Annotated in this window: 17 protein-coding genes; 9 read left to right on the top strand and 8 right to left on the bottom strand. The window is 64.4% G+C overall.

Features of this window, described 5'->3' with window-relative positions; genetic code table 11:
* Nucleotides 1-16 precede the first annotated feature (16 nt).
* From ACQ4W7_RS13110 to ACQ4W7_RS13100, 3 genes are all read left to right on the top strand, one after another.
* A complete protein-coding gene (locus ACQ4W7_RS13110) occupies nucleotides 17-562 on the top strand; it encodes an RBBP9/YdeN family alpha/beta hydrolase (RefSeq protein WP_436530982.1) in 546 nt (181 codons plus the stop codon).
* Between the two features lie 105 nt (nucleotides 563-667).
* Complete coding sequence (locus ACQ4W7_RS13105) at nucleotides 668-2,722, top strand: toxin-antitoxin system YwqK family antitoxin (protein WP_436530980.1); 2,055 nt, start codon at nucleotides 668-670, stop codon at nucleotides 2,720-2,722.
* Between the two features lie 2 nt (nucleotides 2,723-2,724).
* Complete coding sequence (locus tag ACQ4W7_RS13100; RefSeq protein ID WP_436530978.1) at nucleotides 2,725-3,750, top strand: leucine-rich repeat domain-containing protein; 1,026 nt, start codon at nucleotides 2,725-2,727, stop codon at nucleotides 3,748-3,750.
* A 2-nt stretch (nucleotides 3,751-3,752) separates the two neighbouring features.
* Here the strand turns inward: ACQ4W7_RS13100 and ACQ4W7_RS13095 are convergent, their stop codons facing one another.
* Nucleotides 3,753-4,787, bottom strand: coding sequence for a hypothetical protein (locus tag ACQ4W7_RS13095; protein ID WP_436530976.1), 1,035 nt, complete (start codon nucleotides 4,785-4,787; stop codon nucleotides 3,753-3,755).
* Between the two features lie 133 nt (nucleotides 4,788-4,920).
* On the opposite strand from ACQ4W7_RS13095, the gene ACQ4W7_RS13090 reads away from it, so the two are divergent.
* Nucleotides 4,921-5,661 (top strand): alpha/beta fold hydrolase, encoded by a 741-nt coding sequence (locus ACQ4W7_RS13090; protein WP_436530974.1) that lies wholly within the window; start codon nucleotides 4,921-4,923, stop codon nucleotides 5,659-5,661.
* A 302-nt stretch (nucleotides 5,662-5,963) separates the two neighbouring features.
* Here the strand turns inward: ACQ4W7_RS13090 and htpG are convergent, their stop codons facing one another.
* Entirely contained in the window at nucleotides 5,964-7,892 is a 1,929-nt protein-coding gene (gene htpG / locus ACQ4W7_RS13085) for a molecular chaperone HtpG (protein WP_436530972.1), read from the bottom strand.
* Between the two features lie 98 nt (nucleotides 7,893-7,990).
* Nucleotides 7,991-9,415 carry an aminotransferase-like domain-containing protein gene (locus ACQ4W7_RS13080; RefSeq protein ID WP_436530970.1) on the bottom strand — a complete coding sequence of 475 codons (1,425 nt, stop codon included), beginning with the start codon at nucleotides 9,413-9,415 and terminating at the stop codon, nucleotides 7,991-7,993.
* Nucleotides 9,416-9,542: 127 nt separating this feature from the next.
* Here ACQ4W7_RS13080 and ACQ4W7_RS13075 point away from each other — a divergent pair, with 127 nt between their 5' ends.
* The 3 genes from ACQ4W7_RS13075 to ACQ4W7_RS13065 all read left to right on the top strand — a co-directional run bounded on the left by ACQ4W7_RS13075 (nucleotide 9,543) and on the right by ACQ4W7_RS13065 (nucleotide 13,592).
* Nucleotides 9,543-10,460, top strand: a complete 918-nt coding sequence (locus ACQ4W7_RS13075; protein ID WP_426072333.1) for a DMT family transporter — start codon at nucleotides 9,543-9,545, stop codon at nucleotides 10,458-10,460.
* Between the two features lie 176 nt (nucleotides 10,461-10,636).
* The gene (locus ACQ4W7_RS13070) at nucleotides 10,637-11,830 is read left to right on the top strand and encodes an aminotransferase-like domain-containing protein (protein WP_436530967.1); all 1,194 of its coding nucleotides are present in this window, start codon (nucleotides 10,637-10,639) and stop codon (nucleotides 11,828-11,830) included.
* A gap of 403 nt (nucleotides 11,831-12,233) precedes the next feature.
* Nucleotides 12,234-13,592 carry a diguanylate cyclase gene (locus ACQ4W7_RS13065; RefSeq protein WP_436530965.1) on the top strand — a complete coding sequence of 453 codons (1,359 nt, stop codon included), beginning with the start codon at nucleotides 12,234-12,236 and terminating at the stop codon, nucleotides 13,590-13,592.
* Here the strand turns inward: ACQ4W7_RS13065 and ACQ4W7_RS13060 are convergent.
* From ACQ4W7_RS13060 to ACQ4W7_RS13040, 5 genes are all read right to left on the bottom strand, one after another.
* Complete coding sequence (locus ACQ4W7_RS13060) at nucleotides 13,589-15,862, bottom strand: TonB-dependent hemoglobin/transferrin/lactoferrin family receptor (protein ID WP_436530963.1); 2,274 nt, start codon at nucleotides 15,860-15,862, stop codon at nucleotides 13,589-13,591. The genes ACQ4W7_RS13065 and ACQ4W7_RS13060 overlap by 4 nt on opposite strands.
* 250 nt (nucleotides 15,863-16,112) lie before the next feature.
* A complete protein-coding gene (locus tag ACQ4W7_RS13055; RefSeq protein ID WP_436530961.1) occupies nucleotides 16,113-17,690 on the bottom strand; it encodes an FGGY-family carbohydrate kinase in 1,578 nt (525 codons plus the stop codon).
* A gap of 3 nt (nucleotides 17,691-17,693) precedes the next feature.
* The gene (locus ACQ4W7_RS13050) at nucleotides 17,694-17,921 is read right to left on the bottom strand and encodes a hypothetical protein (RefSeq protein WP_426072338.1); all 228 of its coding nucleotides are present in this window, start codon (nucleotides 17,919-17,921) and stop codon (nucleotides 17,694-17,696) included.
* Nucleotides 17,922-18,044: 123 nt separating this feature from the next.
* Nucleotides 18,045-19,598 (bottom strand): glycerol-3-phosphate dehydrogenase/oxidase, encoded by a 1,554-nt coding sequence (locus ACQ4W7_RS13045; RefSeq protein ID WP_436530959.1) that lies wholly within the window; start codon nucleotides 19,596-19,598, stop codon nucleotides 18,045-18,047.
* A gap of 11 nt (nucleotides 19,599-19,609) precedes the next feature.
* The gene (locus ACQ4W7_RS13040; protein WP_436530957.1) at nucleotides 19,610-21,220 is read right to left on the bottom strand and encodes an FAD-binding oxidoreductase; all 1,611 of its coding nucleotides are present in this window, start codon (nucleotides 21,218-21,220) and stop codon (nucleotides 19,610-19,612) included.
* Nucleotides 21,221-21,359: 139 nt separating this feature from the next.
* Here ACQ4W7_RS13040 and ACQ4W7_RS13035 point away from each other — a divergent pair, with 139 nt between their 5' ends.
* Nucleotides 21,360-22,439, top strand: coding sequence for an AraC family transcriptional regulator (locus ACQ4W7_RS13035; protein ID WP_436530955.1), 1,080 nt, complete (start codon nucleotides 21,360-21,362; stop codon nucleotides 22,437-22,439).
* A 92-nt stretch (nucleotides 22,440-22,531) separates the two neighbouring features.
* Nucleotides 22,532-23,314, top strand: a complete 783-nt coding sequence (locus tag ACQ4W7_RS13030) for a 3-hydroxybutyrate dehydrogenase (RefSeq protein WP_436530953.1) — start codon at nucleotides 22,532-22,534, stop codon at nucleotides 23,312-23,314.
* Nucleotides 23,315-23,360: the final 46 nt, after the last annotated feature.

Raw genomic sequence — 23,360 nt, 5'->3', positions numbered from 1 at the left:
TTCAAAAGGAGAAATGATGTCGCCTCTCGTCCTGACCCTGGCCGGCCTGTGGAATTCCGGGCCGCAGCACTGGCAAACCCACTGGGAAGCGCGCCACCCGCAATGGTCGCGCGTGCCGCATGGGGAATGGCAGACGCCGGACAAGGACGAATGGGTGATGGAGCTCGACCGCGCCATCGCCGCCTGCGAGCGCCCACCCGTGCTGGCCGCGCACAGCCTGGCCTGCACACTGGTGGCCCATTGGGCTGCCAGCGGCTCGCCGCACAGGATCGCCGGTGCCTTCCTCGTTGCTCCCAGCGATGTGGAAGCGCCCTCCTACCCCGCCGGCACGACGGGCTTTGCGCCCATGCCGCTGCAAGCCTTGCCCTTTCCCAGCCTGGTAGTGGCCAGCGGCGATGATCCCTACGTCAGCTTCGCGCGAGCACGCGCCTTTGCCGCCGCCTGGGGCAGCGATTTCACCATGATCGGCGACGCCGGCCATATCAACGGCGATGCCGGCTACGGCCCGTGGCCGGAAGGCGAACATCTGCTGCTGGATTTTTGCGCCGCGCACCAGCCCTGAGCGGCAGGGCGCGCCGCACACGATACGCGCGCGCATTTGCCCGCATCATAGAACACAGGCAGAATCGTGGCCTTTCCATTGCGGCGCCGCGGCGCCAGCCCCACGATGAAACGTCTGCTTTTGCCCTTGCTCCTCTGCTCCGCCCTCGCCCATGGCGCTCCCTTCTACGAAGGCAAGAGCCTCGTCCATCCCGCCATCAGCGCCTCGCAGGATAGCGGGCTGGATGTCGCCTTTCTCAAGGAAAAAGAGGGCGTCAACGGCTACTACTGCGAATGCAAGAGCGGCAGCACGAAACCCTTGCTGCTCGACCAGTTCGGCAACGCCGTCATCCGCTCCGTCTTCTACGCCGCGCTGGACCAGGAATCGAACACCAGCGTGCAAACCATGCTGGTGCTATTCCGCCAGAGTGACAAGAACGGCCTGCGCGCCTACCGCTACCATCGCAGCTCCGGCAAATACCGGCGCCTCGACGGCCTCCAGCCGGCCCTGAACCGCATCGTGGCGCAAAGCGCCGCCCCCAATGCGGGTCAGGTCAAGGCGGCGCTGGCGAAACTGGCGCCGATGGATTACAGCGTCGCGCGGGGCAAGAGCGGCAATGCCGATTTCGACGCCATCGACCATACGCAAGGCACCATCGTCGGCTACTACAGCGATGACGGCAAACCTGTGGCGGGCGGCGGCAATGACGCCATCACCTACAAGAAAACCTTCCAGAAAAAAGGCGAGCGTTTTCTCACCGCCAGCTACACCCGGTACAGCGATGCAGGCGCGGGCATCCTGCCCAACTACCGCCTGTGGCAAGTGACGTGGGAAACGGCGCCGCGGCAATTCACGGGCAGCCAAGACGGCCTGTCCGTCCTCTACAGCCTGGCCTGGGATGACGGCTCGGTGGTCGAACGGGGCCAGTACGTGAAGGGCAAACGCCAGGGACTGTGGGTGCGCGAAGGCATGCATGAAGGCAGCGAAAAGGGCAATTACGTCAACGGCCTGCAAGAAGGCCTGTGGCAATTCAATTATCCCAAGCAGAGCGAGAGCGGCATGTACCGGGCCGGCAAGCGCGAAGGCCGCTGGACCGTCATCAACTATGCCGATGAAGAGGAAGTGACGGGTGTCGACACCTATGCGGACGGCCAACTGAACGGCCCGCACGAACGCCGCATGGGCGGCAAGCTGCGCACGCGCGGCAACTACGTCAACGGCGCGCGCCATGGCGCATGGATCACGGAAGACGGCGACGGCAGCTTTATCGACGGCTTGCGCGATGGGCCGTGGAAGCTCAAGCTCAAGGACAGGGTCACGCAAAGCGTCACTTTTGTGAAAGGCAAGAAACACGGCGAGTCGGTCGACACGGATGCGCAAGGCGCGCTGCGCGTGCGCGACCACTACCAGGCGGGCGTGCTCGAAGGCGCACGCACGCGCTACCTTGGCCCGGCCGGCAAGGAATACGCTGTCTACACGGCCACCTACCGCAACGGCCAGCTCGATGGGCGCGAACAGGCGTTCGACGACAGCGGCAAGATCCTGCGCCTCGATACGCTGTGGGACAACGGCAAGAAACAGGGCCTGGACGCGCGCTACTACCCGAACGGCAAGCCGGAACGCCTGGCCGTCATCGATCAGGGCCGCCTGCTCACGCACCTGCGCGAATACTATGAGGACGGCCAACTGCTCAACGACATCCACCGCTGCACCTTCAAAGAGTACGGCAGCACGCGCGACGACGTGTGCGAATACCACCACATGTACTACCCCGACGGCAAGCCGCAGTATTACTACGCCTTCCAATACGGCCAGCGCCAGGAAGGCTATTCGAACTACCCGAATGGCAAGCGCAAGGACGAACTGCTGGTCGACCGCGTGGCCGACACCTCCGTCGTCAACGCCTATTACGACAGCGGCCAGCTCAAATGCACGGAGCCACGCAGGGGCCACAGCACGCGCACGGTCAACGGCGAGAGCATGATCAGCTACGGCTCGGCCGACCGCGATGGCGACAATATCTGCTACCACCCGAATGGCAAGGTGGCCAGCATTTTCACCTTCCGCAAACGCGTGCTCGTCGATTGCGGCAAGCGCTACGATGACACTGGCAAGCAGACGTTCCCCGGGCCGGAAGGCTGCCCCCCCCCCAGGCAGGTGGACTACCCCATCGGACTGTGACCATGACGCAAACAAGACAGCCGCAGCGCATCCACAACCCAACAAGCATCGATACCGCCGCCCTGTGCGCCGCCATCGCCGCCGACGGCAAGGTGATCGTGCAGTTTGGCGAACACTTTGACGCGGCACCGCTGCTGGCGGAGCTCGATGCGCTGGCGGCCAGCTGCGGCGCGGCGCTGGGAATCCGCTTCTACGGCTACCACTTCACGCCGTTCGACGCCGCCATCCTGCGCGCGCTGCCACATGTTGCCAACCTCTCGCTGGACTGCCACACCAGTGCCGTCAAGCTGGAGACCCTGGGTGAACTACGGCACCTGAAGCGATTGCAGCTGGGCGTCTACGAGATGCTGGAACACGATATCCTGGCGCTGGAGAATCTGCGCGCGCTGGAATACCTGAGCCTGGGCGAGACGCGCAAGGCGAACATCGACCTGGCGCCGCTACGGCACTGGCCGCAACTGGCGCAGCTGAACACGACGGGCCACGTGAAAAACATCGCCGCCATCACGGCCCTGCCCGCGCTGGCGCAGCTATCGCTGTCGCAAGTCAAGAGCAAAGATGACGTGGACTTCATCGATACCATGCCGGCCTTGAAGCAACTGCGCTTCATCCTGGGCGGACGTACGTCGATCGCCCACGTTGCGGCGCCGCTACTGGAAGACCTAGAAGTAGTGCGCGTGCGGGGATTGGAAGACTTGGGCGACATCGGCCGTTTTCCCCGCCTGCAGCGCTTGTCGGTGGAAGACCAGATCAAGGTGCAGGAAGTGCGGCTGGGTGAAAATCCCGCGCTGGCGTGGCTGATCCTGCGCAACTGCAAGGCCCTGGCGCGGCTGCACGGCGTCGCGGCCCTGCCGGCGCTCGGCAATCTGGCCGTGTACCTGACGCAGCTCGACATCGATGCGCTGCTGGCCGGCGGCTTGCCGGCTGCCCTGAAACACCTGACCCTGACGACAGGGAAAAGAAAGCGCGATGAAGAGATCAAGGCGCAATTGGCAGCGCTGGGCTACGTAAAGGCGCGCTTTTATTGAATCTAGCGGCCAGCGGCCAGCTTGCGCTGCCACAGCGCCACGTCGATCATCACGCCGTCCGCGCCCGTGTTGCGGATGTAGACGCGGTAGCTACCCTGCCCCATGTTGCCATCAAGGTAGGCCGTGCGCTCATTGCGCTGCAGCCTGGCGCCCTTGGCCAACTGGCGGTAGCGCTCGACCACCGTATCGAAACTGGCATAGCTGCGCAGCGCCACTTCGAGGTCGCGCGGCGGGCGCCCTTCGGCATGGTCCAGCACATTATGCTGTTTCGTGCCCTTGAGCGTGAGCGGATAGGCAAACACGCCGGCACCGGCCGACGTCAGCACCGTGGATTTATCGAGCAGCAGCGGCAAGAGCGCCGGTGGATACGCGGGCGGCAACTGGGCGCGATTCCAGCCCGGCAGGGCCGGCTGCGCCAACACATATTCGACACTGGCGATCTTCTGCCCATCGGCGCCCGCTTCCTTGTCGCCCGCGATCAGCGCCAGCATGGGCGGCAATTGCCTGGCCCATGCCAGCAAGGGCGCCGCTTCGCCGACCAGCATACCCTTGCGATGGAACACCGTCAGTACCGTATTCGGATCGGGATTGCAGACTTTCGCCAGTGGTTGGCCCTCCAGGCGGCAATGTCCGTTGACCAGGCCAAAGGCAATGATGGCACCGCGCTTATCGAGCAGCATGGCGCCCCGTTCGCGGCCTTGCTTGCGCTCATTCATCGACGCCAGCAACTGTCGGCCATCAGCCAGCACGGTGCGCGTGGCGTCGCGCTTTTCGCTGATCGCCTCGAGCGCCTGCGCCAGCAACAGTTCATCGTCTTCCGTGTAGCTGCCACGCGCGTAACCGAAGAAATCGAACAGGGCCGCGCGTACCTGCGCATCCTCGCTCAGGCGCGGCAAGGGACCACCGGCCAGCAGGGAAGACAGGCTTTTCCCGGCCGGCGCCGAGGGCGCCGCCGTGGCGCGGGCTGGCTGGGAAAGGACGCAGGCCGCTGCCAGCAAGACGCCCAGGGTGCGGTAATTCGAAAAAATGATATGCATGATTCTGTCTGTCGGAGATTTGGCCGCCATGACGGCCACGCATGACGCGCCGGCGATTCTAGCATGGCGCCAGCCCCCATGCGGTGCGGCTGGCGGACTGCGCGTGGCCGATGCGGCTGTTATGATGGCCGCAATGACGACACCAACCCATGCCTCGCCCCTGCTTGTCCTGCTGCCCGGCATGGATGGCACGGCACGGCTCTTCCAGCGTTTTGACGCCGCCTTGCGCGCACAGACCGCCATCGACACCCAGGCCATCGCCTATCCGGCCGCGCCACTCGATTACGCGGCGCTGGAAGCGTTCGTGCGCGAGCGCTTGCCGCAGGGCAGGCCTTTCGTCGTGCTGGCCGAATCGTTTTCCGGCCCGCTAGGCGCAGCCCTGCGCGCCGATCCGCCGTCCGGCATGCGCGCCCTGATCCTGTGCTGTTCGTTCGTGCGCAATCCGCGCCCGGTGCTGTCGCCGCTGCGCCACCTGCTGAAATTCGTCCCCTTTGGCGCCCTGCCCGGCTTCGCCCTGCGCCAGGCGCTGCTGGCCCCCTATGCCACGCCGCAGTTGCAGGATGAACTGGCAGCGACGCTGGCACAAGTGCCACCCAGCGTGCTGCGCCAGCGCCTGCGCGCCGTACTGGCAATGCTGGAAAAGGACACCTTACGCAGCTTCGCGCGCGGCAGCCTGCCCGTGCTGTATTTGCGCGCCCGCCACGACCGCCTGGTACCGCCGGCAAACGCCTTGCAGATACTGCGGCTGGCGCCAGGCACGCGGCTGGTCGACATCGATGCGCCGCACATGCTGCTGCAGGCTGCGCCGACAGCGGCCGCAGTGGCGGTCGCCGCTTTTATCGCGGGCCTGTCAACCCCGCAGGCGCCTGCTTAGGTGCGCGCTGGCCAGCACGGCCAGCCAGCTCAAGCCACCCGACAGCACGCCGAAGTAAATGGCCCGCAGCGGATGCTGGGGCAACAGATACGCGAGTACCACCGCGCCAAGCAAAGGCGCACAGCACGGGTTTCACCCTACCAGGCGGCAGCAGCGCCAGCAGCAAGTTCGTGCCCGCATACACGTAAAACACCAGCAGCAAGGCCAGGCCGCCATCAAGCGGATTTTCATGATGCTCCCTAAAGAAAAAGCCGGCCCTTTCACGCAGAAAGGACCGGCTTGCTGACGTTTCAGCGAGGCGTTTACTTCGCCGAATTGAGCAGCAATTCGTTGAGGCGCTTGACGAAACTGGCAGGATCGGCCAGCGAACCGCCTTCTGCCAGCATGGCCTGGTCGAACAGGATGTTGGCCCAGTCGCCGAACTTGCCGCCTTCGGCGCCATCCACACCCTCATATTTCAGACGCGTCACCAGCGGGTGGTTCGGGTTGATTTCCAGAATCGGCTTCGATTCCGGCGCGCTCTGGCCAGCCGCCTTCAACATGCGCAGCAGGTTGCCCGACAATTCGTTTTCATCGGCCACCAGGCAGGCTGGCGAATCGGTCAAACGGAACGTCACGCGCACATCCTTGGCCTTGTCGGCCAACACGGTCTTCATCTTGCCCACCAGGTCGGCGTACGAGGTTTGCGTTTCTTCGTGCTCTTTCTTTTCCGCTTCGTCTTCCAGCGCGCCCAGGTCCAGGCCACCCTTCGCAACGGAGACCAGTTCCTTGCCTTCGAAGTCCTGCAGGAAGGACAGCATCCATTCATCGACGCGGTCTGTCAGCAGCAGCACTTCGACTCCCTTCTTGCGGAAGATTTCCAGGTGCGGGCTGTTCTTGGCGGCGGCGTAATTGTCGGCCGTGACGTAATAAATCTTGTCCTGGCCTTCCTTCATGCGCGCCACGTAGTCGGCGAACGAGGTGATTTGCTCGTCGCTGTCGTTGGCGGTCGAGGCAAAGCGCAGCAGCTTGGCCAGGCGTTCCTTGTTGGCCGCGTCTTCGCCGATGCCTTCTTTCAGCACCTGGCCGAATTCCTTCCAGAAGACAGCGTACTTGTCTTTCTTGTCTTGCTCGTCCGCGTTCGCCAATTCTTCCAGAATGCCCAGCACGCGCTTGGTTGAGCCTTCGCGGATCACCTTGACGTCGCGCGACTCCTGCAGGATTTCACGCGAGACGTTCAGCGGCAGGTCGGCCGAGTCGATCACCCCGCGCACGAAGCGCAGGTAGGTCGGCATCAGCTGCTCGGCATCGTCCATGATGAAGACGCGCTTGACGTACAGTTTGATGCCGCCGCGCTTGTTGCGGTCCCACATGTCAAACGGCGCCTTGGCAGGGATGTACAGCAGCTGCGTGTACTCGCTGCGGCCTTCCACGCGGTTATGCGTGTGGCTCAAAGGCGACTGGAAGTCATGCGAGACATGCTTGTAGAATTCGTCGTACTGTTCCGGCTTGATGTCGGCCTTGTTGCGCGCCCACAGGGCGCTGGCCTGGTTGACGGTTTCGAATTCGTCTTTCAGGACGGTTTCTTTTTTCTCCTCGTCCCACTCTTCCTTCTGCATCACGATCGGCAGCGAGATATGGTCCGAGTATTTGCGGATGATGGACTTGATCTTCCAGCTCGACAGCAATTCGTCCTCGCCTTCGCGCAGGTGCAGGATGATGTCCGTGCCGCGCGACGGCTTGTCGATCGATTCAATGCTGTAATCGCCTTCGCCGGCCGATTCCCAGCGCACGCCTTCGGACGCATCCGCGCCGGCGCGGCGGGTTTCGACGGTGATCTTGTCGGCAACGATGAAGCCCGAATAGAAGCCCACGCCGAACTGGCCGATCAGGGCCGCGTCCTGCTGCTGGTCGCCCGACAGCTTGCCGAAGAATTCCTTGGTGCCCGACTTGGCGATGGTGCCCAGGTGCGAGATCGCCTCGTCACGGGTCATGCCGATGCCATTGTCGGAAATGGTGATGGTGCGCGCATCCTTGTCGAAGCTGACCTTGATCTTCAATTCGTGATCGTTGCCGTACAGGGCGTCGTTATCGATCGCTTCGAAGCGCAATTTGTCGGCCGCGTCGGACGCGTTCGAGATCAATTCGCGCAGGAAGATTTCCTTGTTCGAGTACAGGGAATGGATCATCAGGTGCAGCATTTGCTTCACTTCGGTCTGAAAACCCAGGGTTTGCTTTTCGGAGACAGCCATTTTTACCTCATAGTCTTGTGGATGGGACGGATGCTACGGAGTTGGGGATGGTACAAGCAATTTCAAGAGCCCCCGCCGAATGTCCTGGAATGACCAGTTTACCCCAGTGCGCGGGCGAAAAACGCCCATATGCGCTCGTCCTGCACGGTGGCCAGGTTCAGGCGCATGCGGGTGGACGGCAACTGGCGCGGCGATAACAGGCTGCCCGGCGCCAGCACCAGCCCCTCGGCCAGCGCCTTTTCAGCCAGCAGATTCGTGTCGCAACCCGCGTCCGCCCACACGAACATGCCGGCCGGCGCAGGATCGAAGCGCAAGCCCGCCTGTTCGACCTTGCGGTAAGTACCCTCGCGCACCTTGTCAAGCCGCGTGCGCAGGCGCTCCGCATGCTTGCGGTACAGCCCCTGCGAGAGGATTTTATACACCACGCGCTCGCCGATGTCGCTGGTGGTGAGCGTGGCAAGCATCTTGCGGTCGGCCAGGCGCTGCGCCCGCTCCGGCGACGTGGCGATGAAGCCCACGCGCAGGTTCGCCGCCAGGCTCTTGGAAAAGCCGCCCAGGTAAATCACGCGGCGCAGCTGGTCCAGCGCGGCCAGGCGCGTGGCCGGCTGCACCAGACCGGCTGCTCCCGGGTGCATGTCGCAATAGATATCATCCTCGACGAGCAGGAAATCGTGCTGTTCGGCCAGCCGCAGCACCTGGAAAGCCTTGGCCGCCGAGAGCGACGTCGAGCTGGGATTGTGCAGCACCGAGTTGATCACGTACAGCTTGGGACGGTGCAAGGCCGCCAGCTCGGCCAGCACGGCGATATCGGGGCCGTCTTTCAAGCGCGGAATGCCGATGACATTCATGCCCATGGCGGCAAAGGCGCCGAACATCAGCCAATACGCGGGATCGTCGACGAAAATGGTTTCGCCAGGGCGAACAAACTCGCGCGCCACCAGGTCCAGCGCCTGCATCACGCCCACCGTGGTGACGATCTGCTCGGGCGGGCAGGCGATTTCCAGCCCCGCCAGTTTCAGCTGCAACTGCTGGCGCAGCGGCAGGAAACCCTGCGGCGCGCCATAGCCCAGCAGAAAATTGCCGGGCTGGCGACTGACGTCGCGCAAGGCGCGCGCCACCAGGTCGCCGTCGAGCCACTCGGCGGGCAGCATGCCGGAGCCGGGTGCGGGGATGGCCGGCGTCCGGCGAAACATGTTTCGGATCAGCCAGACCACGTCCATAGTCTGCGCCGCCGCATCCTGCGCGCCAGCCGACGGCACCGGCGCGTTCAGCGGCGAGCGCTCGCGCACGAAAAAGCCGGCGCCACGCCGCGATTCGAGGTAGCCGCGCGCCACCAGCTTGTCGTAGCTGGCCACCACCGTGGCGCACGATACGCTCAAGCTGGCGGCGCACTGGCGGATCGAGGGCATGCGCGCGCCGCCGCGCAGCAGCTTGTCGTCGATGCGCGCCACCAGCGAGCGTACGATCTGGTCGATCAGGGTTTCGCCCGAGGCGCGCGACAGCAAAGGGAGTGTATTGCTCATATGACCATGACAGTATGTGAAATTATGCGTGTAAGTGTATTTGTACCGTACTGCTATTCAAGCCTAGGATAGCAGCATGGATCACACAAATCCATGCCTTTCCCTTACCGCACGCACCAGGAAACCCATGTCTTCACTCACCAGCACCGCCACCTCTACCACCCGCCCGCCCCGCCTCAGCGATGACCGTAAGGGGTTGCTGCTGGGCCTGATCGCCGTCGCCCTCTTCAGCCTGACCCTGCCCTTTACGCGCCTGGCGGTGGCCGAACTCGATCCCACCTTTGTCGCCCTGGGCCGCGCCCTGGTGGCCGCCAGCCTGGCCGGCCTGTGGCTATGGCAACAGCGCGCACCGTTGCCGCGGCGCGAACAATGGTTGCCGCTGGCGCTCGTGTCGCTGGGCTGCGTGCTGGGCTTCCCCTGGCTGACGTCGATCGCCATGCGCAGTCTGCCCGCCTCGCACGGCGCCGTGCTGGTGGGCATTTTGCCACTGGCCACCGCCGTGTTTGCCGTGCTGCGCGGCAAGGAACGCCCTTCGCCGGGATTCTGGCTGATGGCCGTGCTCGGCACGGCGCTGGTAGTGGCGTTTGCGCTGCGCCAGGGCGGCGGCAGCTTCCACATGGCCGATTGGCTGATGTTTGCCGCCGTGCTGCTGGCTGCACTCGGCTATGCCGAGGGCGGACGCCTGGCGCAAGCCATGCCCGGCCAGCACGTGATTTCCTGGGCGCTGCTGCTGGCCGTGCCCTTCGCGCTGCCTGCGGTGCTGTGGAACGCCTGGCCGCAGCGCGCACTGATGGCGCAGGCCAGCAGCGCGGCTTGGCTGGGCTTTGCGTACATCTCCGTGTTTTCCATGTTTATCGGTTTCTTTTTCTGGTACCGGGGCATGGCGCTGGGCGGCGTGGCGCGCGTGGGCCAGACGCAATTGCTGCAGCCTTTCCTCACGCTGGTGGGCGCCGCCGTGCTGCTGCACGAGCCATTGACGGGTGAAAGCCTGCTGTTTGCCGGCGCCGTGATCGCCGTAGTGGCCATCGGACGCAAACTGAAATAGACCGGCTTGACGCCCGTTTGCAACGCCCTTGCGCGTGCGGATGGGCAGAGCGGCGTGCAAGCCGTACAATACCGCAGCACCATGGCGACGCCTATCCGGCGCCGCTTGCGCACGCACCGCCACAAGCGGGCCAACAAATCCAGCCGGCGCAGCTCGGCATCTTCTGTGAGACTCGTATGAAAATTGAAAATCCGAATCCGATCCAATGGCGCTTTGCCGAACGCGCGGAACAGCTGCAAAGCTCGTTCATCCGCGAAATCCTGAAGATCACGCAGCGTCCCGAGATCATCTCGTTTGCCGGCGGCCTGCCCTCGCCCGCCACCTTCCCCGTGGAAGAAATGAAGACCGCCTTCGACAAGGTCCTGTCGAACAATGGCAAGGTGGCCCTGCAATACGGCCCGACCGATGGCTATCTGCCGCTGCGCCAATGGATCGCCGACTCCTTATCCAGCAATGGCAGCACCATCCTGCCAGAACAAGTGTTGATGACGTCCGGCTCACAGCAGGCGCTGGACTTGCTGGGCAAGGTCCTGATCGACGAAGGCAGCCGCGTGCTGGTGGAAACCCCCAGCTACCTGGGTGCCTTGCAGGCATTTTCCGTCTACCGTCCCGAATTCGTTTCCGTTGATACCGATGACGAAGGCCTGGTGCCGTCGTCGATCGACCCCGTCGCCGATGGTGCGCGCCTCTTGTACGCGCTGCCGAACTTCCAGAACCCGACGGGCCGCAGCCTGTCCGTGGCGCGCCGCGTGGAACTGGTGGAAACCTGCGCCCGCCACGGCCTGCCGCTGATCGAGGATGATCCGTACGGCGCCCTGAGCTACAGCGGCGAGCCCTATCCGAAGATGATCAACATGAATCCGGACGGCGTAATCTACATGGGTTCATTTTCCAAAGTACTCACGCCCGGCATCCGCCTCGGCTACGTGGTGGCGCCGATGCCGCTGGTGCGCCGTCTGGAACTGGCCAAGCAGGCGGCCGACCTGCACACCTCGCAGCTGACGCAGATGGTCGTGCATGAAGTGATCAAGGATGGCTTCCTGGACCGGCACATTCCCAGCATCCGCAGCCTGTACGGCAACCAATGCCAGGCCATGTTGTCGGCGCTGGAAGAGCACTTCCCGGCCGGCGTCACCTGGACCAGACCGGAAGGCGGCATGTTCATCTGGGTCACGCTGCCGAAACACATCGACGCCATGAAACTGCTCGATGAAGCCATCGCCAACAAGGTTGCCTTCGTGCCCGGCGCGCCGTTCTACGCAAACACGCCGGAAACGCACACCTTGCGCCTGTCGTTCGTGACAGTGCCGCCGGAACGCATCCGTGTAGGCATCGCCATCCTGGGCAAACTGATCGCCGCAAAAATGTAACTCACCCTCCCCGCCCCGCCTGCCGCGGGGCGTGTCCAGCTGCCCCCGCGCCAACGGAGACGCGTCTTTTCCGCCTAAAACCTGCCTTCACGATAGCAACTTCGTGTATTTATTTTTAAAAGTATCATAAAAATAATATTTTACCACCTCGCAGAGCATCGATTTTTTCACCCAAAAAATTGGCAAAGCGGTATGATTTGATTGCTGTATCAGATTTGAACCCGGTCAGCCTTTAACTACACGTGTACATCCGCTCACGGTCCGCGGTCTGCGGCCAGGGCAACACTCCCGCTAACACCTTGCCTGCCGCCATCTGCGCCGGCCACGGCATGCGGGACTTCGGCATCACCGAAAGTGTAGCAAATGCTGGCATCGCAGAGTACATCGGAGAAGGCCGGAAGAAATGAGTCCAGGCAGTGTGGGGCATTCCCAGCGGCATGAAGCCGCCATTTTGATTGTCGATGATGCGCCGGCCAACCTTGAGCTGCTGCGCAAGCTGATGAGTGAACAGGGCTATCAAACCTATGTCGCCAAGTCCGGCGAACGGGCACTGGCGATCGCCCAGCGCGCCCATCCCGACCTGATCCTGCTCGACGTGCTGATGCCGGACATGGATGGCATAGAAACCTGCCGCCGCCTCAAGCAGCACCCGCTGACGCAGCGCATTCCCGTTATCTTCATGAGCGCCAAGACGGAGACGGAAGACGTGGTGGCCGGCTTCGACTGCGGTGCCGTCGACTACATCAGCAAGCCGCTGCGCATGGCCGAAGTGTGCGCGCGCGTGCGCGCCCAGCTGCACATCCGCAGCAGCAATGAAAGCCAGCAGGAACAGGCCGAGCGCCTGCGCACCATCGTCAACAACATGGCCGAGGGCTTGCTGATCATCGAGGCGGACGGACGCATCCAGTACACCAATCCCGCCTGTGACCAGTACCTGGGCTATCGCGAAAACGAACTCGCCGGACGCTCGATCGCTGAACTGCTCAGCCCCCTGGTGACGCAGGAATACCTCGATTACTTCGCCATGTACGCGGCCAACCCGGAGACGGCGCACAAGCACGGCACGCGCGAAGTGGCAATTCGCCACCGCAACGGCGCGGCGCTGAGCATGGACATGACGCTCACGCCCATGTATCTGCGCCAGCCCCTGTATATCGGCCTGCTGCACGACATCACACACCACAAGCAGTCGGAAGACGCCTTGCAGCGCGCGGCCTACCTCGACCCGCTGACAAAGATCTCCAACCGCCGACATTTCGACAGCTTCCTGGAAAAAGAGTGGCAGCGCGCCGTGCGCGGCGGCGGCGCCCTGTCGCTGGTGGTGCTCGACGTCGACCACTTCAAGCTGTACAACGACAGCCTGGGTCACCCGGCCGGCGACAGCTGCCTGCAACAGGTGGCGCAAACCATCGCCTCGCATGCCGCCCGCCCGGGCGACCTGGCGGCCCGCTACGGCGGCGAGGAATTCGTTATGCTCTTCGCCGACACGGACGCCGACGGCGCCCTGCATCTGGCCGAAGCCATCCGTATGCACATCGAAGCACTGCAACTGCCGCATCCGCGCTCCGCCACCTCGCCGTGGATCACCGTCAGCATCGGCGTGGCGACCATCCACCCGCACCAGCTGGACGACCGCGAAGCGCTATTCGTCGCCGCCGACCGCGCCCTGTACGTGGCCAAGGAAGGGGGACGCAACCAGGTGCGCGCCACGCATTCGGGCAGCGCGGCCAGGGAAACGGTCAAGGCGCTCGTACTACGTTAAAACTTCCTTGACACGCTCAGCTTCGCATTGCGTCCCACACCTGTCACCGCTTCGCTCAGGTACGGCATGTAGTTGCGGTTGAAGACGTTATCGACCGTCAGCCGCACTTCTGTGCCGCGCCACACGCCCTGCTTGCCATTCCACGATGCGAACAAGGTGTGCAGCGCATAGCCTTTTGACGGTGGCAGGCGGTAAACACTCCCCACCGGCAGGACGCGGTCCTGCTTCGCCACGAAGCGGCCCTGCCAGCCGATGCTGGCCCCAAGGTCGGGCATGCGCCAGCCCAGGCCAGCCATCAATTTATCCGGCGCGATGGTCGACACGGGTTCGTCATGGCCCCATGGGTCGCGCTGGGAACCGGTGCGCGTGCCGCGCTGCTTCGACAGCGAAGCGCTGGCAAACAGGCGCGGCGAGTTGTAGTAGGACTCGATTTCCACGCCCTGCGTGCGGAAACCGGCCAGGTTGCGGTAGGACGACAGGGCTGGCGGCACCTTGCCCGAGCCCGGCACATAGCCTTCGATCAAGATGCCCAGGCGCGGGCCGATATTGTCGCTGACGCGGTTGCGGTACGCCGTCAGGCGCAGTTGCACGTCGTCAAGCTCCATGAACACGTTCTGCCGGTGCAGCATGACACCCGTGCGCACGGCCGTCACGCGCTCGACGGCCAAGTCGCGGCTGGTGCCCGGCGTCGATGAACCGAGCCTGGACGACACATAGTATTCGTTCGAATACATCTCGTCGATCGTTGGCGCACGCCAGGTGCGGCTCAAGTCGCTGAACAGCGCCACGCTGCTCGACGCCTTCCAGAACAGGCCCAGGCGGGGCGACCAGTCTTCGTGCGCCTTTTCGCTGAAGTCGTGGCCGGCCGCCGCCAAAGGGCTGTTGTAGCGCGAGGCCTTGTTCGGCACACCTGCGGAGACGACCCGGTCGTGGCGCAGGGCCGCCGTCACCGTCAGGTCGCCATACGTCATCGCATCCTGCAAATACAGGCCCGTTGTTTTCTGGCGCCCGGCCGGCATGTAGTAAGGCTGGAAGTAGCCGTAGTTGTAGCTGGGGTCTTTCAGTGCCGTCGACGAGGGGTAATACATCAGGGTGTCGCGCACGTTCTTGTGCCATTGCAGGCCCGTTTGCAGCACGTGCGAAATGGCGCCCGTCATAAACACGCTTTCGTTGCGCACCTCCGCGATGCGGTCCACGTACGAAGCCCAACTCTCGTTGCCCAGCGATCCCAGGTAGGAACCCAGCGAAGCAGACGGCAGGCGCTTGTCATGCTGGTCCGTGTGCGAATAGCCGGCGCTTGCCGTCAGCTTGATCCATGGATTGTTCTGCGGTGCGTACTGCCACTTTACGGAATAGGTATCGTCGTCCTGGTCGCGGAAAACGGCCTTGCGCTGCCACGCTTCTTCCAGGCCATACTTTTTGATTTCCGCTTCGGTCGGCGTGGGCACGTCCTCGCCCATGGCGGCGAACGGGCCCCAGCCCGTGCTACCGCTCTTCATGGCCGTCAGGGTCAGCAACTGCTCCGGCGTCAGGCGGATATTCAGCTTCGCCAGGCTCGATGGCGCATCGATGGCGGAGAAGCGGAATGGTTTGCCATCGGGTTTGCGCAAATCATCCGACTTGCGCCGCGTGGTGAATGCCATCGCATCGAAGCGACCATCTGCGCTGCGACCATACACGGCCACGGTGGCGTCGTTTTCCGCATTGTTCGAATGACGCGAATACTTCAGCATGGCGCCCACGTTTTCGCCGCCTTCCAGCAAGTCTTGCGCATCCTTGGTCTCGACCGTGATGACGCCGCCGAAGCCGCCATTACCATACAGGCTCGTATGCGCGCCCTTGTTCACCTCGATCTGCTTGATCAATTCCGGCTCGATGAAGATGGAGCCCTGGCGGTATTTTTCAAAGCCCTTGGGCACGCCGTCAAGAATGACTTTCACGTCCTGCACTTTATTGAAGCCCCAGATATTAAGGCTCTGTCCACTGGGACGGGCCGTGCCGGCCAGGTCCACGCCGGGCAGGGTGTCGAGCAGCGAAGCGACATTGTCGGCCTGCTGGCGCTCGATGTCGGCGCTGTTGATGTACGAGCGCCCGGCCGTGCCGGCGCTGATGGCGTCGCCAAAGACGCTGATGGCGGGCATTTGCACGTCGTCAGCCTTGGCGGCCTTGGCGGCCATCGCTGCCGCCCACGCATGACCATGCGCGCCGCCCAATGCCAGCGCCAGCGCGGCGGCCAGCGGGGTCCATCCTTGTTTGCTGCTGCTCTTCATCGCTATCCTTGCCTGGGTTTGCTTACTACTTGATGCTTCTGGAATGAAAAAACACTGGGGCAGAGGATAGGCGGTGCACGATCAAGCGGCGGCGTTGAAGGAAGCGTTGCGGCGGAACTCTGCCCGCGCGGACACGCCGCCGGCGCATGGCCGGCGGCGCACTGCAGTCACCTGGATGAGTTGCCTTAGTGAAATGCGAAATACATCATATATCGGATGCGAATGATTCGCAATACGATTTAAGGGATGGCTATTCTGGATAGCCGGTGATGTCGGCGATCTCGCGGTACAGGGGCTGCAGCCGCGCATACATTTTCTGGTACACGCGCCGGTACAGTTGCTCATAGACCTTGCTGTGCCCGGAGTGCGGCTGGAATACCTTGCCCTTGCGCGTCATGGCTTGCACGGCGGTGGGGAAATCCGCATGCCAGCCCAGGCCCACGCTAGCGGCGATGGCCGCGCCCAGGCCCGAACTTTCATACACGTGGGCGCGCGCGGCGGGCAAACCGAAGATATCGGCCGTCAGCTGCATGGCAGCGTCGCTTTGCGAGCCACCGCCCGCGATGCGCAGCTCCGTAATCGCAATGCCGCTGCGCTGCTCGATGCGCTCCTTGCCTTCGCGCAGCGCATACGCGAGCCCTTCGAGGATGGCGCGGTAGATGTGCGCGCGCGTGTGCACGTCGCCAAAGCCGATCATGGCGCCCTTCGCTTCCGGGCCCGGCACCTTGATGCCTGGACTCCAGTACGGCTGCAACATCAGGCCCATGGAACCGGGCGGCACGGCCTCGACCAGGCGGTCGAACAGCGCTTCGGCAGACAAGCCCGCACCATCTTCGGCCGCCGCCGCCCGTTCACGGTCGCCGAACTGCTCTTTGAACCAGTTGACCATCCAGTAGCCGCGGAAGATTTGCACTTCCGTGCTGTAGGCGCCCGGCATGGCGGCCGGATACGGCGGAATGAAGCGCGTCACCTCCACATACTTGCGGTTGGTCGTATTGATGGTGGCGGTGGTGCCGTAACTGAGGCACGCCACATGCGGCTCGACGCAACCGGCACCCAGCACTTCGCACGCCTTGTCGGCGGCCGCCGCCAGCAAGGGCGTGCCCTCCGGGATACCCGTCGCCGTCGCCGCCGCGGCCGTGATGGCGCCCATGCGCGTGCCCGGGGTCACCAGCTCGGGCAGCATGGAGCGTTGAATCGCCAGCGCCTGCCACTTCCAGTCGAAGCGCCCGGCCCAGGCGTGGCGCTTGTAGTCGAACGGAATATACGCCACTTGCGATCCAGTCGAATCGACGTAGCGCCCGCAGAGGCGGTGGTTCAAAAAACCCGACAGCAGCAGGAATTTGTGCGTGCGGCGCCAGATGTCAGGCTGGTGCGCGCTGATCCAGTTAATCTCGGCCTCGCGGCGGAAGTACGTAATCGTGCCATCGAGGCGCATGACGCGGAAAGCGGCGCGCCACCATGGCGACAGTGGGGGAATCTGGCGCGTGCTGCGCTGGTCCAGCCAGGTGATGGCAGGGCGCAGGGTAGCGCCATGTTCATCCACGTTGACCACCGTGCCGCGCTGCGTGGTCACGGCCACGCCTACGACCGACGATTTTTCAATGGCGGTGCTACGCCATAACTGCTGGCACGCTTCGCACACGGCTTGCCAGTAGCCGTCGGCGTCATGCTCGGCCCAGCCGGGGTGCTCGGAGTAATACGCTTCCAGGAACACCTGCGCCTTGGCCGCCAGATTGCCGTCCCTGTCAAACAGCAGCGCGCGCACGCTTTGCGTGCCATTGTCGATGGAGAGGATATAGGGGCCATTGCCCGCTGCGGAGGCCATCACTTATGCCACACTGGCCAGCGCGGCGCGCAGCGCCTGCAGCAGCGCTTGCGGATCTTTTTCCGGCTGCGCGCTGAACACGGGCGCTTGCCAGTCCTGCCCGCGCACGGCCACCACGCGCAAGCGTCCCTGCGCATTCCAGGCCGGATACCAGCCCACGTCGACGATGTCGCCATTCGCACACGTGATTTGCAGCAAATCTTCCCCCAGGTCCTCGACGAGGGTATCCACGGGCTGGCGCAAGTCCAGCGGCGACAGGCTGTCATAGGTGATGCGGGCGTCGCCCAGCGCCAGGGGCAGGCCAAACAGGGTGGTCTCGATAATACTCTCCTCTTGTTTATTCTTATGCTTGTTTCACTCGCCCTGCGGCACGCTGTAATGGCGGCGCCACAGGGCCAGGTAGCGCGCCTGTTCCGCGTCCCAGCGCGCATCGTCCCACCCCAGTTCATTTTGGCACATGGCGCGCAGGCGCGGCATGATAGCAAGCGCGCCGCCGGCCAGCTGCAAACCGAGGCGCGTGCGCCGCAGCAGCAGGTCATCCAGGTGCTGCACGTCCTCCATGCGCGCACCCCAGCGCAGCTGCGCCCACAGGGTCTGCGTGCCGGGAATCTGCGCCAGTTCGCCCTCCTGCGCCGTATCGCACAGTGCCTGCGCGGCCGCGCCATGACGGCCCAGCAGGCGCACGCGCTGTTCGCCATCGAGCAGCAAGGCCTTGCCCGACAAGGGCGGCGTTGCGTCAAAAATGGGCAAGGCGCGCAAATCCGCCTGCCAGCCCGGCAGCAGCGGCGCGGCGCGGCGCAATGCGTCGAGGGCGATCGCGCGAAACGTCGTCAGCTTGCCGCCCGCCACCGTCAGCAAGCCGTTTTCCAACCATAGCGCATGTTCGCGTGCTTCCTTCGACGGGTCAAGCTGCCCGCTGTCGATGACGGGGCGCACACCGGCAAACGTGGCCATTACGTCGTCTTCGCCCAACGCCAGTTGCGGGAACTGCCAGCGCAGCGCCACCAGCAGGTAATCGAGTTCGCCGCGCGTGATGGCCGGTTCCAGGTCCAGGCTGGCGCCGTGGTCGACATCGGTGGTACCCACCAGTGTCACGCCCTCCCAAGGATAGGCAAACACGGGACGGCCATCGTGCGGATGCATCAGGCTGACGGCTTGCGCCAGCGGCAGACGCCAGGCCGGCAGCAGCAGATGGCTGCCGCGCAGGGGCCGCAGTTTCGGCGGCGCGCCCACTTGCCCCCGCAAGCCGTCGGCCCAGGCGCCCGTGGCGCTGATCACCAGGCGCGCGCGCACCGTTGGCGTTTCGCCGCCGACGCCATCGATCAAGGTGGCACCGACGACCCGCTGCCCCTCTCGCAGCAACGATGCCACGCCCAGGTAATTGACGGCCACGCCGCCATGGCGGCGCGCCTCCTGCAGCACGCGCAGCACCAGGCGCGCATCGTCCGTCTTGGCGTCCTGGTACAGCATACCGCCCTGCAAGCCTTCGCGCTGGATGTGCGGCGCCAGCATGGCAAAGTCCGCCGCATCGACATAGCGGCGCGCGCGTCGGCCCGCCATCACGTCATAGATCGCCAGCCCCAGCATGAACTGGCGCCGCCCCGGCTTCCTGCCGACGTAGTCGCCAAAAGCAAAGCCTTGCGGCTCAACCAGCCCGGCCGCATCCGTCAGCAAGGCTTGCCGCTCATGCACCGATTCGCGCGTCAACGCGAACTGGCCCTGTTTGAGGTAGCGCAAGCCGCCATGCACCAGCTTCGATGAACGGCTCGACGTGCCCCAGGCGAAATCGCGCTGTTCCACCAGCAGCGCCGTCAAGCCGCGCCGCGATGCTTCCAGCAGGATGCCGGCGCCCGTGATGCCGCCGCCGACGATCAGCACATCCCAGTCGCGCGCCAGGACGCCAGGCAAATCCTCCCTGCTCACAATCCGCCCCCGGCCTCGGGCAGCAGTTTGCCGGGGTTCATCATGCCCTGCGGGTCGAACTGGCGCAGCAGCGCGCGCATGGCCGCAATACCCAGCTCGCCCTTTTCGGCGGCCAGCCACGGCGCGTGGTCCGTGCCCACGCCATGCTGGTGGCTGATGGTGCCGCCGTTGGCCACGATGGCGGCGCAAGCCGCGCCTTTCAGGCTGCGCCAGCGCGCCATGTTTTCTTCATACGTGGGCGCCAGCCGGTACACATACGTGGTGTAGACGCTGGCGCCCTGCGCATACACATGCGACAGATGCGTGTAGGCGTGCACCTGTTCGTCATGCGCGGCTAGCGCATTAGCGCCCGCCTGCTCCAGCGCCGCCATCATGGGCGCCACGCGCGGCCAGTCGACGGCAGTTTCCACCGTGTCGATGACATAGCCATGTTCCCAGGCGCCATTGCGCAGGTAGACGTTGCGAAAGCGCCCCTGCTTCCACTTGTCGCCCATGTGCCGTCCCACGTGCACGCCCTGGTGCCGCCGCGCCAGCGCCAGGGCGCCGCGCAGGGCTGCGCGCGCCGGTTTTGCGTCTCCGCTGACGCCCACCATCAGCATGCATTTTTCTTCTGCGCAGCCGCGCAGGGACAGGTAGCGCTCCAGCAATCCCACCAGTTTCTTGTGGCCGGCCAGCGTCAGCATGGTTTGCGTTTCGAGCGCGTTCGACAGGCGCAGCATGCACAGAGGCAGGCGTGACTGGGCCAGCGCCCGCACAGCCGCTTGCGCCTGGCCCCAGTCGGCGAAAAACACGGCGTGGAATGCTTCATGGGGCGGCAGCGGCGAGATGCGCACGGTTGCCTGCGTCAGAATGCCCAGCCGCCCTTCGGAACCGAGCACCATTTCGCGCAGGTCGATGCCGGCCGCCGAGGCCGGAAACGTTGGGATGCTCAGGGTGCCGGACGGCGTTTCCACTTCGCCGCCCGCAAACAACTGCTCGATGCGGCCATAGCGCAGCGATTGCTGGCCCGACGAGCGCGTGGCGATCCAGCCGCCCAGGGTGGAATATTCGAACGACTGCGGATAGTGACCCAGGGTATAGCCATGCGCGCGCAGTTGCGCTTCCAGGTCGGGGCCATACACGCCCGCGCCGAACGTGGCCAGCTGCGCCTCGCGGTCCAGATGGCCCAGCGCACACAGGCGCGTGAGACTGAGCGACAGCACGGGGCGCGAGCCCGCCGCCACCGTCAGGTGCCCGGCCACGCTGGTGCCGCCACCGTGCGGTATCACGGCCACGCACGCCTGGCGCGCATGCGCGAGCAGCTGGCGCACCTGCAGCGCGCTGTCGGGAAACGCCACGCCATCGGGCACCGCGCCGATGCGGCCATGGCGCAGTTTGAACCAGTCGGGCAGGCTTTGACCTAGCGCATGGCGCACGCGCGTGGCAGGCGTGGTATCGATCAACTGATGCGGCGCCAGGCGCGAGACGGGAACCCGCGCGCAGGCCTCGTCAAATGTGGCATCGAGCATGCCGCTGCCTGGCCCCAGGCGCTCGCCCAAAAAAGCCAGCGCCTCCGCACTCAGCGCATACGTGACGCTCTCGTCCCCCCAGCCATTCCAGCGTTGCATCGATATCCCCTGTGTTTGGCCAGTAGCGCGCCACGACGGCTTGCTATACTGTCCTTACCTGATTTTCTTGCTAGATCAATAGCATATGCCGCCAGAGACGAAGGGTATTGGTTTTTCATGACAATTGCATTGTTCCATCATGCCAGGCACTGACAGCCACCACGCGGAAGGCAGGGTCGCGGGCGCCTATCTGCAGCCGCTGCTGGAAGCGGCAAGCGCGCACGGCATCGCTGCCGCCGCCCTGGCGCACGCGGCCGGCGTGGCACCGCACAGCCTGGAAGCGTCAGCGGCCAGCCTGGCCGCGCGCGACTACGTGCGCCTGCTCGATGCGGGTGCGCAACTGGCGGGCGATGCGCATTTCGGCCTGCACGTGGGCCAGCGCGTGCGCATGGGCACCTACAGCGCGTATGGCTTGATTTTGCTCAGTTGCAAGAACGTGGGCCACGCGCTGGAACAGACGGCCCGCTATGAACGGCTGGCGCACGACCTGGGCCGCTCCACGCTGCAGCGCGATGGCGCCGTCGCGCATTACCGCTGGGCCAGCCACTACCCGGGCGCCAGCCGGCACCTGGTCGACAGCGTCTTTGCCGGCATCCGCGTCTGCGGCGACTGGCTGGCAGGCCTGCCGCTACCGCCGGCCCGGCTGGCGTTTACCCACGATGGCGGCGGCGACTTGCTGCGCCACGCGGCGCACCGCGACGAATACGTGCGCGTGCTGGGCAGCCTGCCCGCCTTTGGCGCCAGCGCCAACACGGCCACCTTCGATGCGCAATTGCTGGACTGGCCCGTGCCGAACGCCGACGTCAGCCTGTATCCCGTGCTGTGCCAGCATGCGGAACAGTTGCTGGCGCAACGGCAAGCCGCAGCGGAGATGGGCGGCGGCGCTATCGAGGCGCAGGTGCACGCGGCCATCGTGGCGGGCTTGCGCCAGGGTTCGGCCCGGCTGGCCACCGTTGCCGCCACCTTGGCCGTCACGCCGCGCACCCTGCAGCGCAAGCTGGCCAACGGGGGTACCAGCTTCCAGGCCCTGCTGGACCAGGCCCGCTACGGCCTGGCGCGTGACTATTTGCGCGAACAAGACTTGTCGCTGGTCGATATCGCCTTTCTGCTGGGCTACCAGGAACAAAGCGCGTTCAATCACGCGTTCCGCGTCTGGGCTGGCACCAATCCCGGCGCCTGGCGCCTGCAGGAATTGCAGGCGAGGCAAGCCGGTTTGTAGGCGTGCGCAAGCCATGCCCGGCGCGTTTTCTGGCTATACTGGCATAGTCTGACTTCCCACGATCACTCCAACCCGCAATGCAAAGGATTAATATGCAACTCAAAGACAAAGTCGCACTGATTACCGGCGCCGCCAGTGGTATCGGCAAGGAAATGGCCATGGAATACGCGAAACAAGGCGCCAAGGTCGTCATCGCCGACCTGGTCCTGGAAGCGGCCAGCAAGACGGCCGAGGAAATCAAGCAATCGGGCGGCCAGGCGTTTGCCGTCGCCATGGATGTCTCCAGCGAAGAACAAGTCGACAAGGGCGTGGCGGATGCTGCGGCACACTTCGGCGGCATCGATATCCTGATCAGCAACGCGGGCATCCAGATCATCAGCCCCGTCGTCGACTACCCGTTCGATCAATGGAAAAAGATGCTGGCCATCCACATGGACGGCGCCTTCCTCACCACGCGCGCCTGCATGCGCGAAATGATCAAGGCCGGCCGCGGCGGCGCCATCATCTACATGGGTTCCGTGCACTCGCACGAAGGCTCGCCCTTCAAGAGCGCCTACGTGGCCGCCAAGCATGGCTTGCTGGGCCTGGCCAAGGTGGTGGCCAAGGAAGGCGCGAAGGATGGCATCCGTGCCAACGTCATCTGCCCCGGCTTCGTGCGCACGCCGCTGGTCGACAAGCAAATCCCCGAACAGGCGGCCCAGCTGAACATCAGCGAAGAAGACGTGATCAAGAAAGTGATGCTGAAAGACACCATCGACGGTGAATTCACTACCACCCAGGACGTGGCGCAAACGGCCGTCTTCCTGGCAGCCTTCCCATCGACGGCACTGAGCGGCCAGTCGATCGTCGTCAGCCACGGCTGGCACATGCAATAAACACGTAACGCATCCGGCAGGCGGCGCCGTCCGCCTGCATCACCGC

The sequence above is a fragment of the Janthinobacterium algoris genome, assembly GCF_051380935.1.
Taxonomy (GTDB): Bacteria; Pseudomonadota; Gammaproteobacteria; order Burkholderiales; family Burkholderiaceae_D; genus Janthinobacterium.
This window is presented reverse-complemented; position numbering and strand designations above follow the sequence as displayed.

Bases quoted from the DNA above. Each gene is read 5' to 3' on its own strand.
- ACQ4W7_RS13095 (WP_436530976.1), bottom strand. From the start codon at position 4,787: ATGCATATCATTTTTTCGAATTACCGCACCCTGGGCGTCTTGCTGGCA.
- ACQ4W7_RS13065 (WP_436530965.1), top strand. From the start codon at position 12,234: ATGAGTCCAGGCAGTGTGGGGCATTCCCAGCGGCATGAAGCCGCCATT.
- ACQ4W7_RS13105 (WP_436530980.1), top strand. From the start codon at position 668: ATGAAACGTCTGCTTTTGCCCTTGCTCCTCTGCTCCGCCCTCGCCCAT.
- ACQ4W7_RS13055 (WP_436530961.1), bottom strand. From the start codon at position 17,690: ATGGCCTCCGCAGCGGGCAATGGCCCCTATATCCTCTCCATCGACAAT.
- ACQ4W7_RS13040 (WP_436530957.1), bottom strand. From the start codon at position 21,220: ATGCAACGCTGGAATGGCTGGGGGGACGAGAGCGTCACGTATGCGCTG.
- ACQ4W7_RS13060 (WP_436530963.1), bottom strand. From the start codon at position 15,862: ATGAAGAGCAGCAGCAAACAAGGATGGACCCCGCTGGCCGCCGCGCTG.
- ACQ4W7_RS13070 (WP_436530967.1), top strand. From the start codon at position 10,637: ATGAAAATTGAAAATCCGAATCCGATCCAATGGCGCTTTGCCGAACGC.
- ACQ4W7_RS13075 (WP_426072333.1), top strand. From the start codon at position 9,543: ATGTCTTCACTCACCAGCACCGCCACCTCTACCACCCGCCCGCCCCGC.
- htpG (WP_436530972.1), bottom strand. From the start codon at position 7,892: ATGGCTGTCTCCGAAAAGCAAACCCTGGGTTTTCAGACCGAAGTGAAG.
- ACQ4W7_RS13030 (WP_436530953.1), top strand. From the start codon at position 22,532: ATGCAACTCAAAGACAAAGTCGCACTGATTACCGGCGCCGCCAGTGGT.
- ACQ4W7_RS13110 (WP_436530982.1), top strand. From the start codon at position 17: ATGTCGCCTCTCGTCCTGACCCTGGCCGGCCTGTGGAATTCCGGGCCG.
- ACQ4W7_RS13100 (WP_436530978.1), top strand. From the start codon at position 2,725: ATGACGCAAACAAGACAGCCGCAGCGCATCCACAACCCAACAAGCATC.
- ACQ4W7_RS13035 (WP_436530955.1), top strand. From the start codon at position 21,360: ATGCCAGGCACTGACAGCCACCACGCGGAAGGCAGGGTCGCGGGCGCC.
- ACQ4W7_RS13080 (WP_436530970.1), bottom strand. From the start codon at position 9,415: ATGAGCAATACACTCCCTTTGCTGTCGCGCGCCTCGGGCGAAACCCTG.
- ACQ4W7_RS13090 (WP_436530974.1), top strand. From the start codon at position 4,921: ATGACGACACCAACCCATGCCTCGCCCCTGCTTGTCCTGCTGCCCGGC.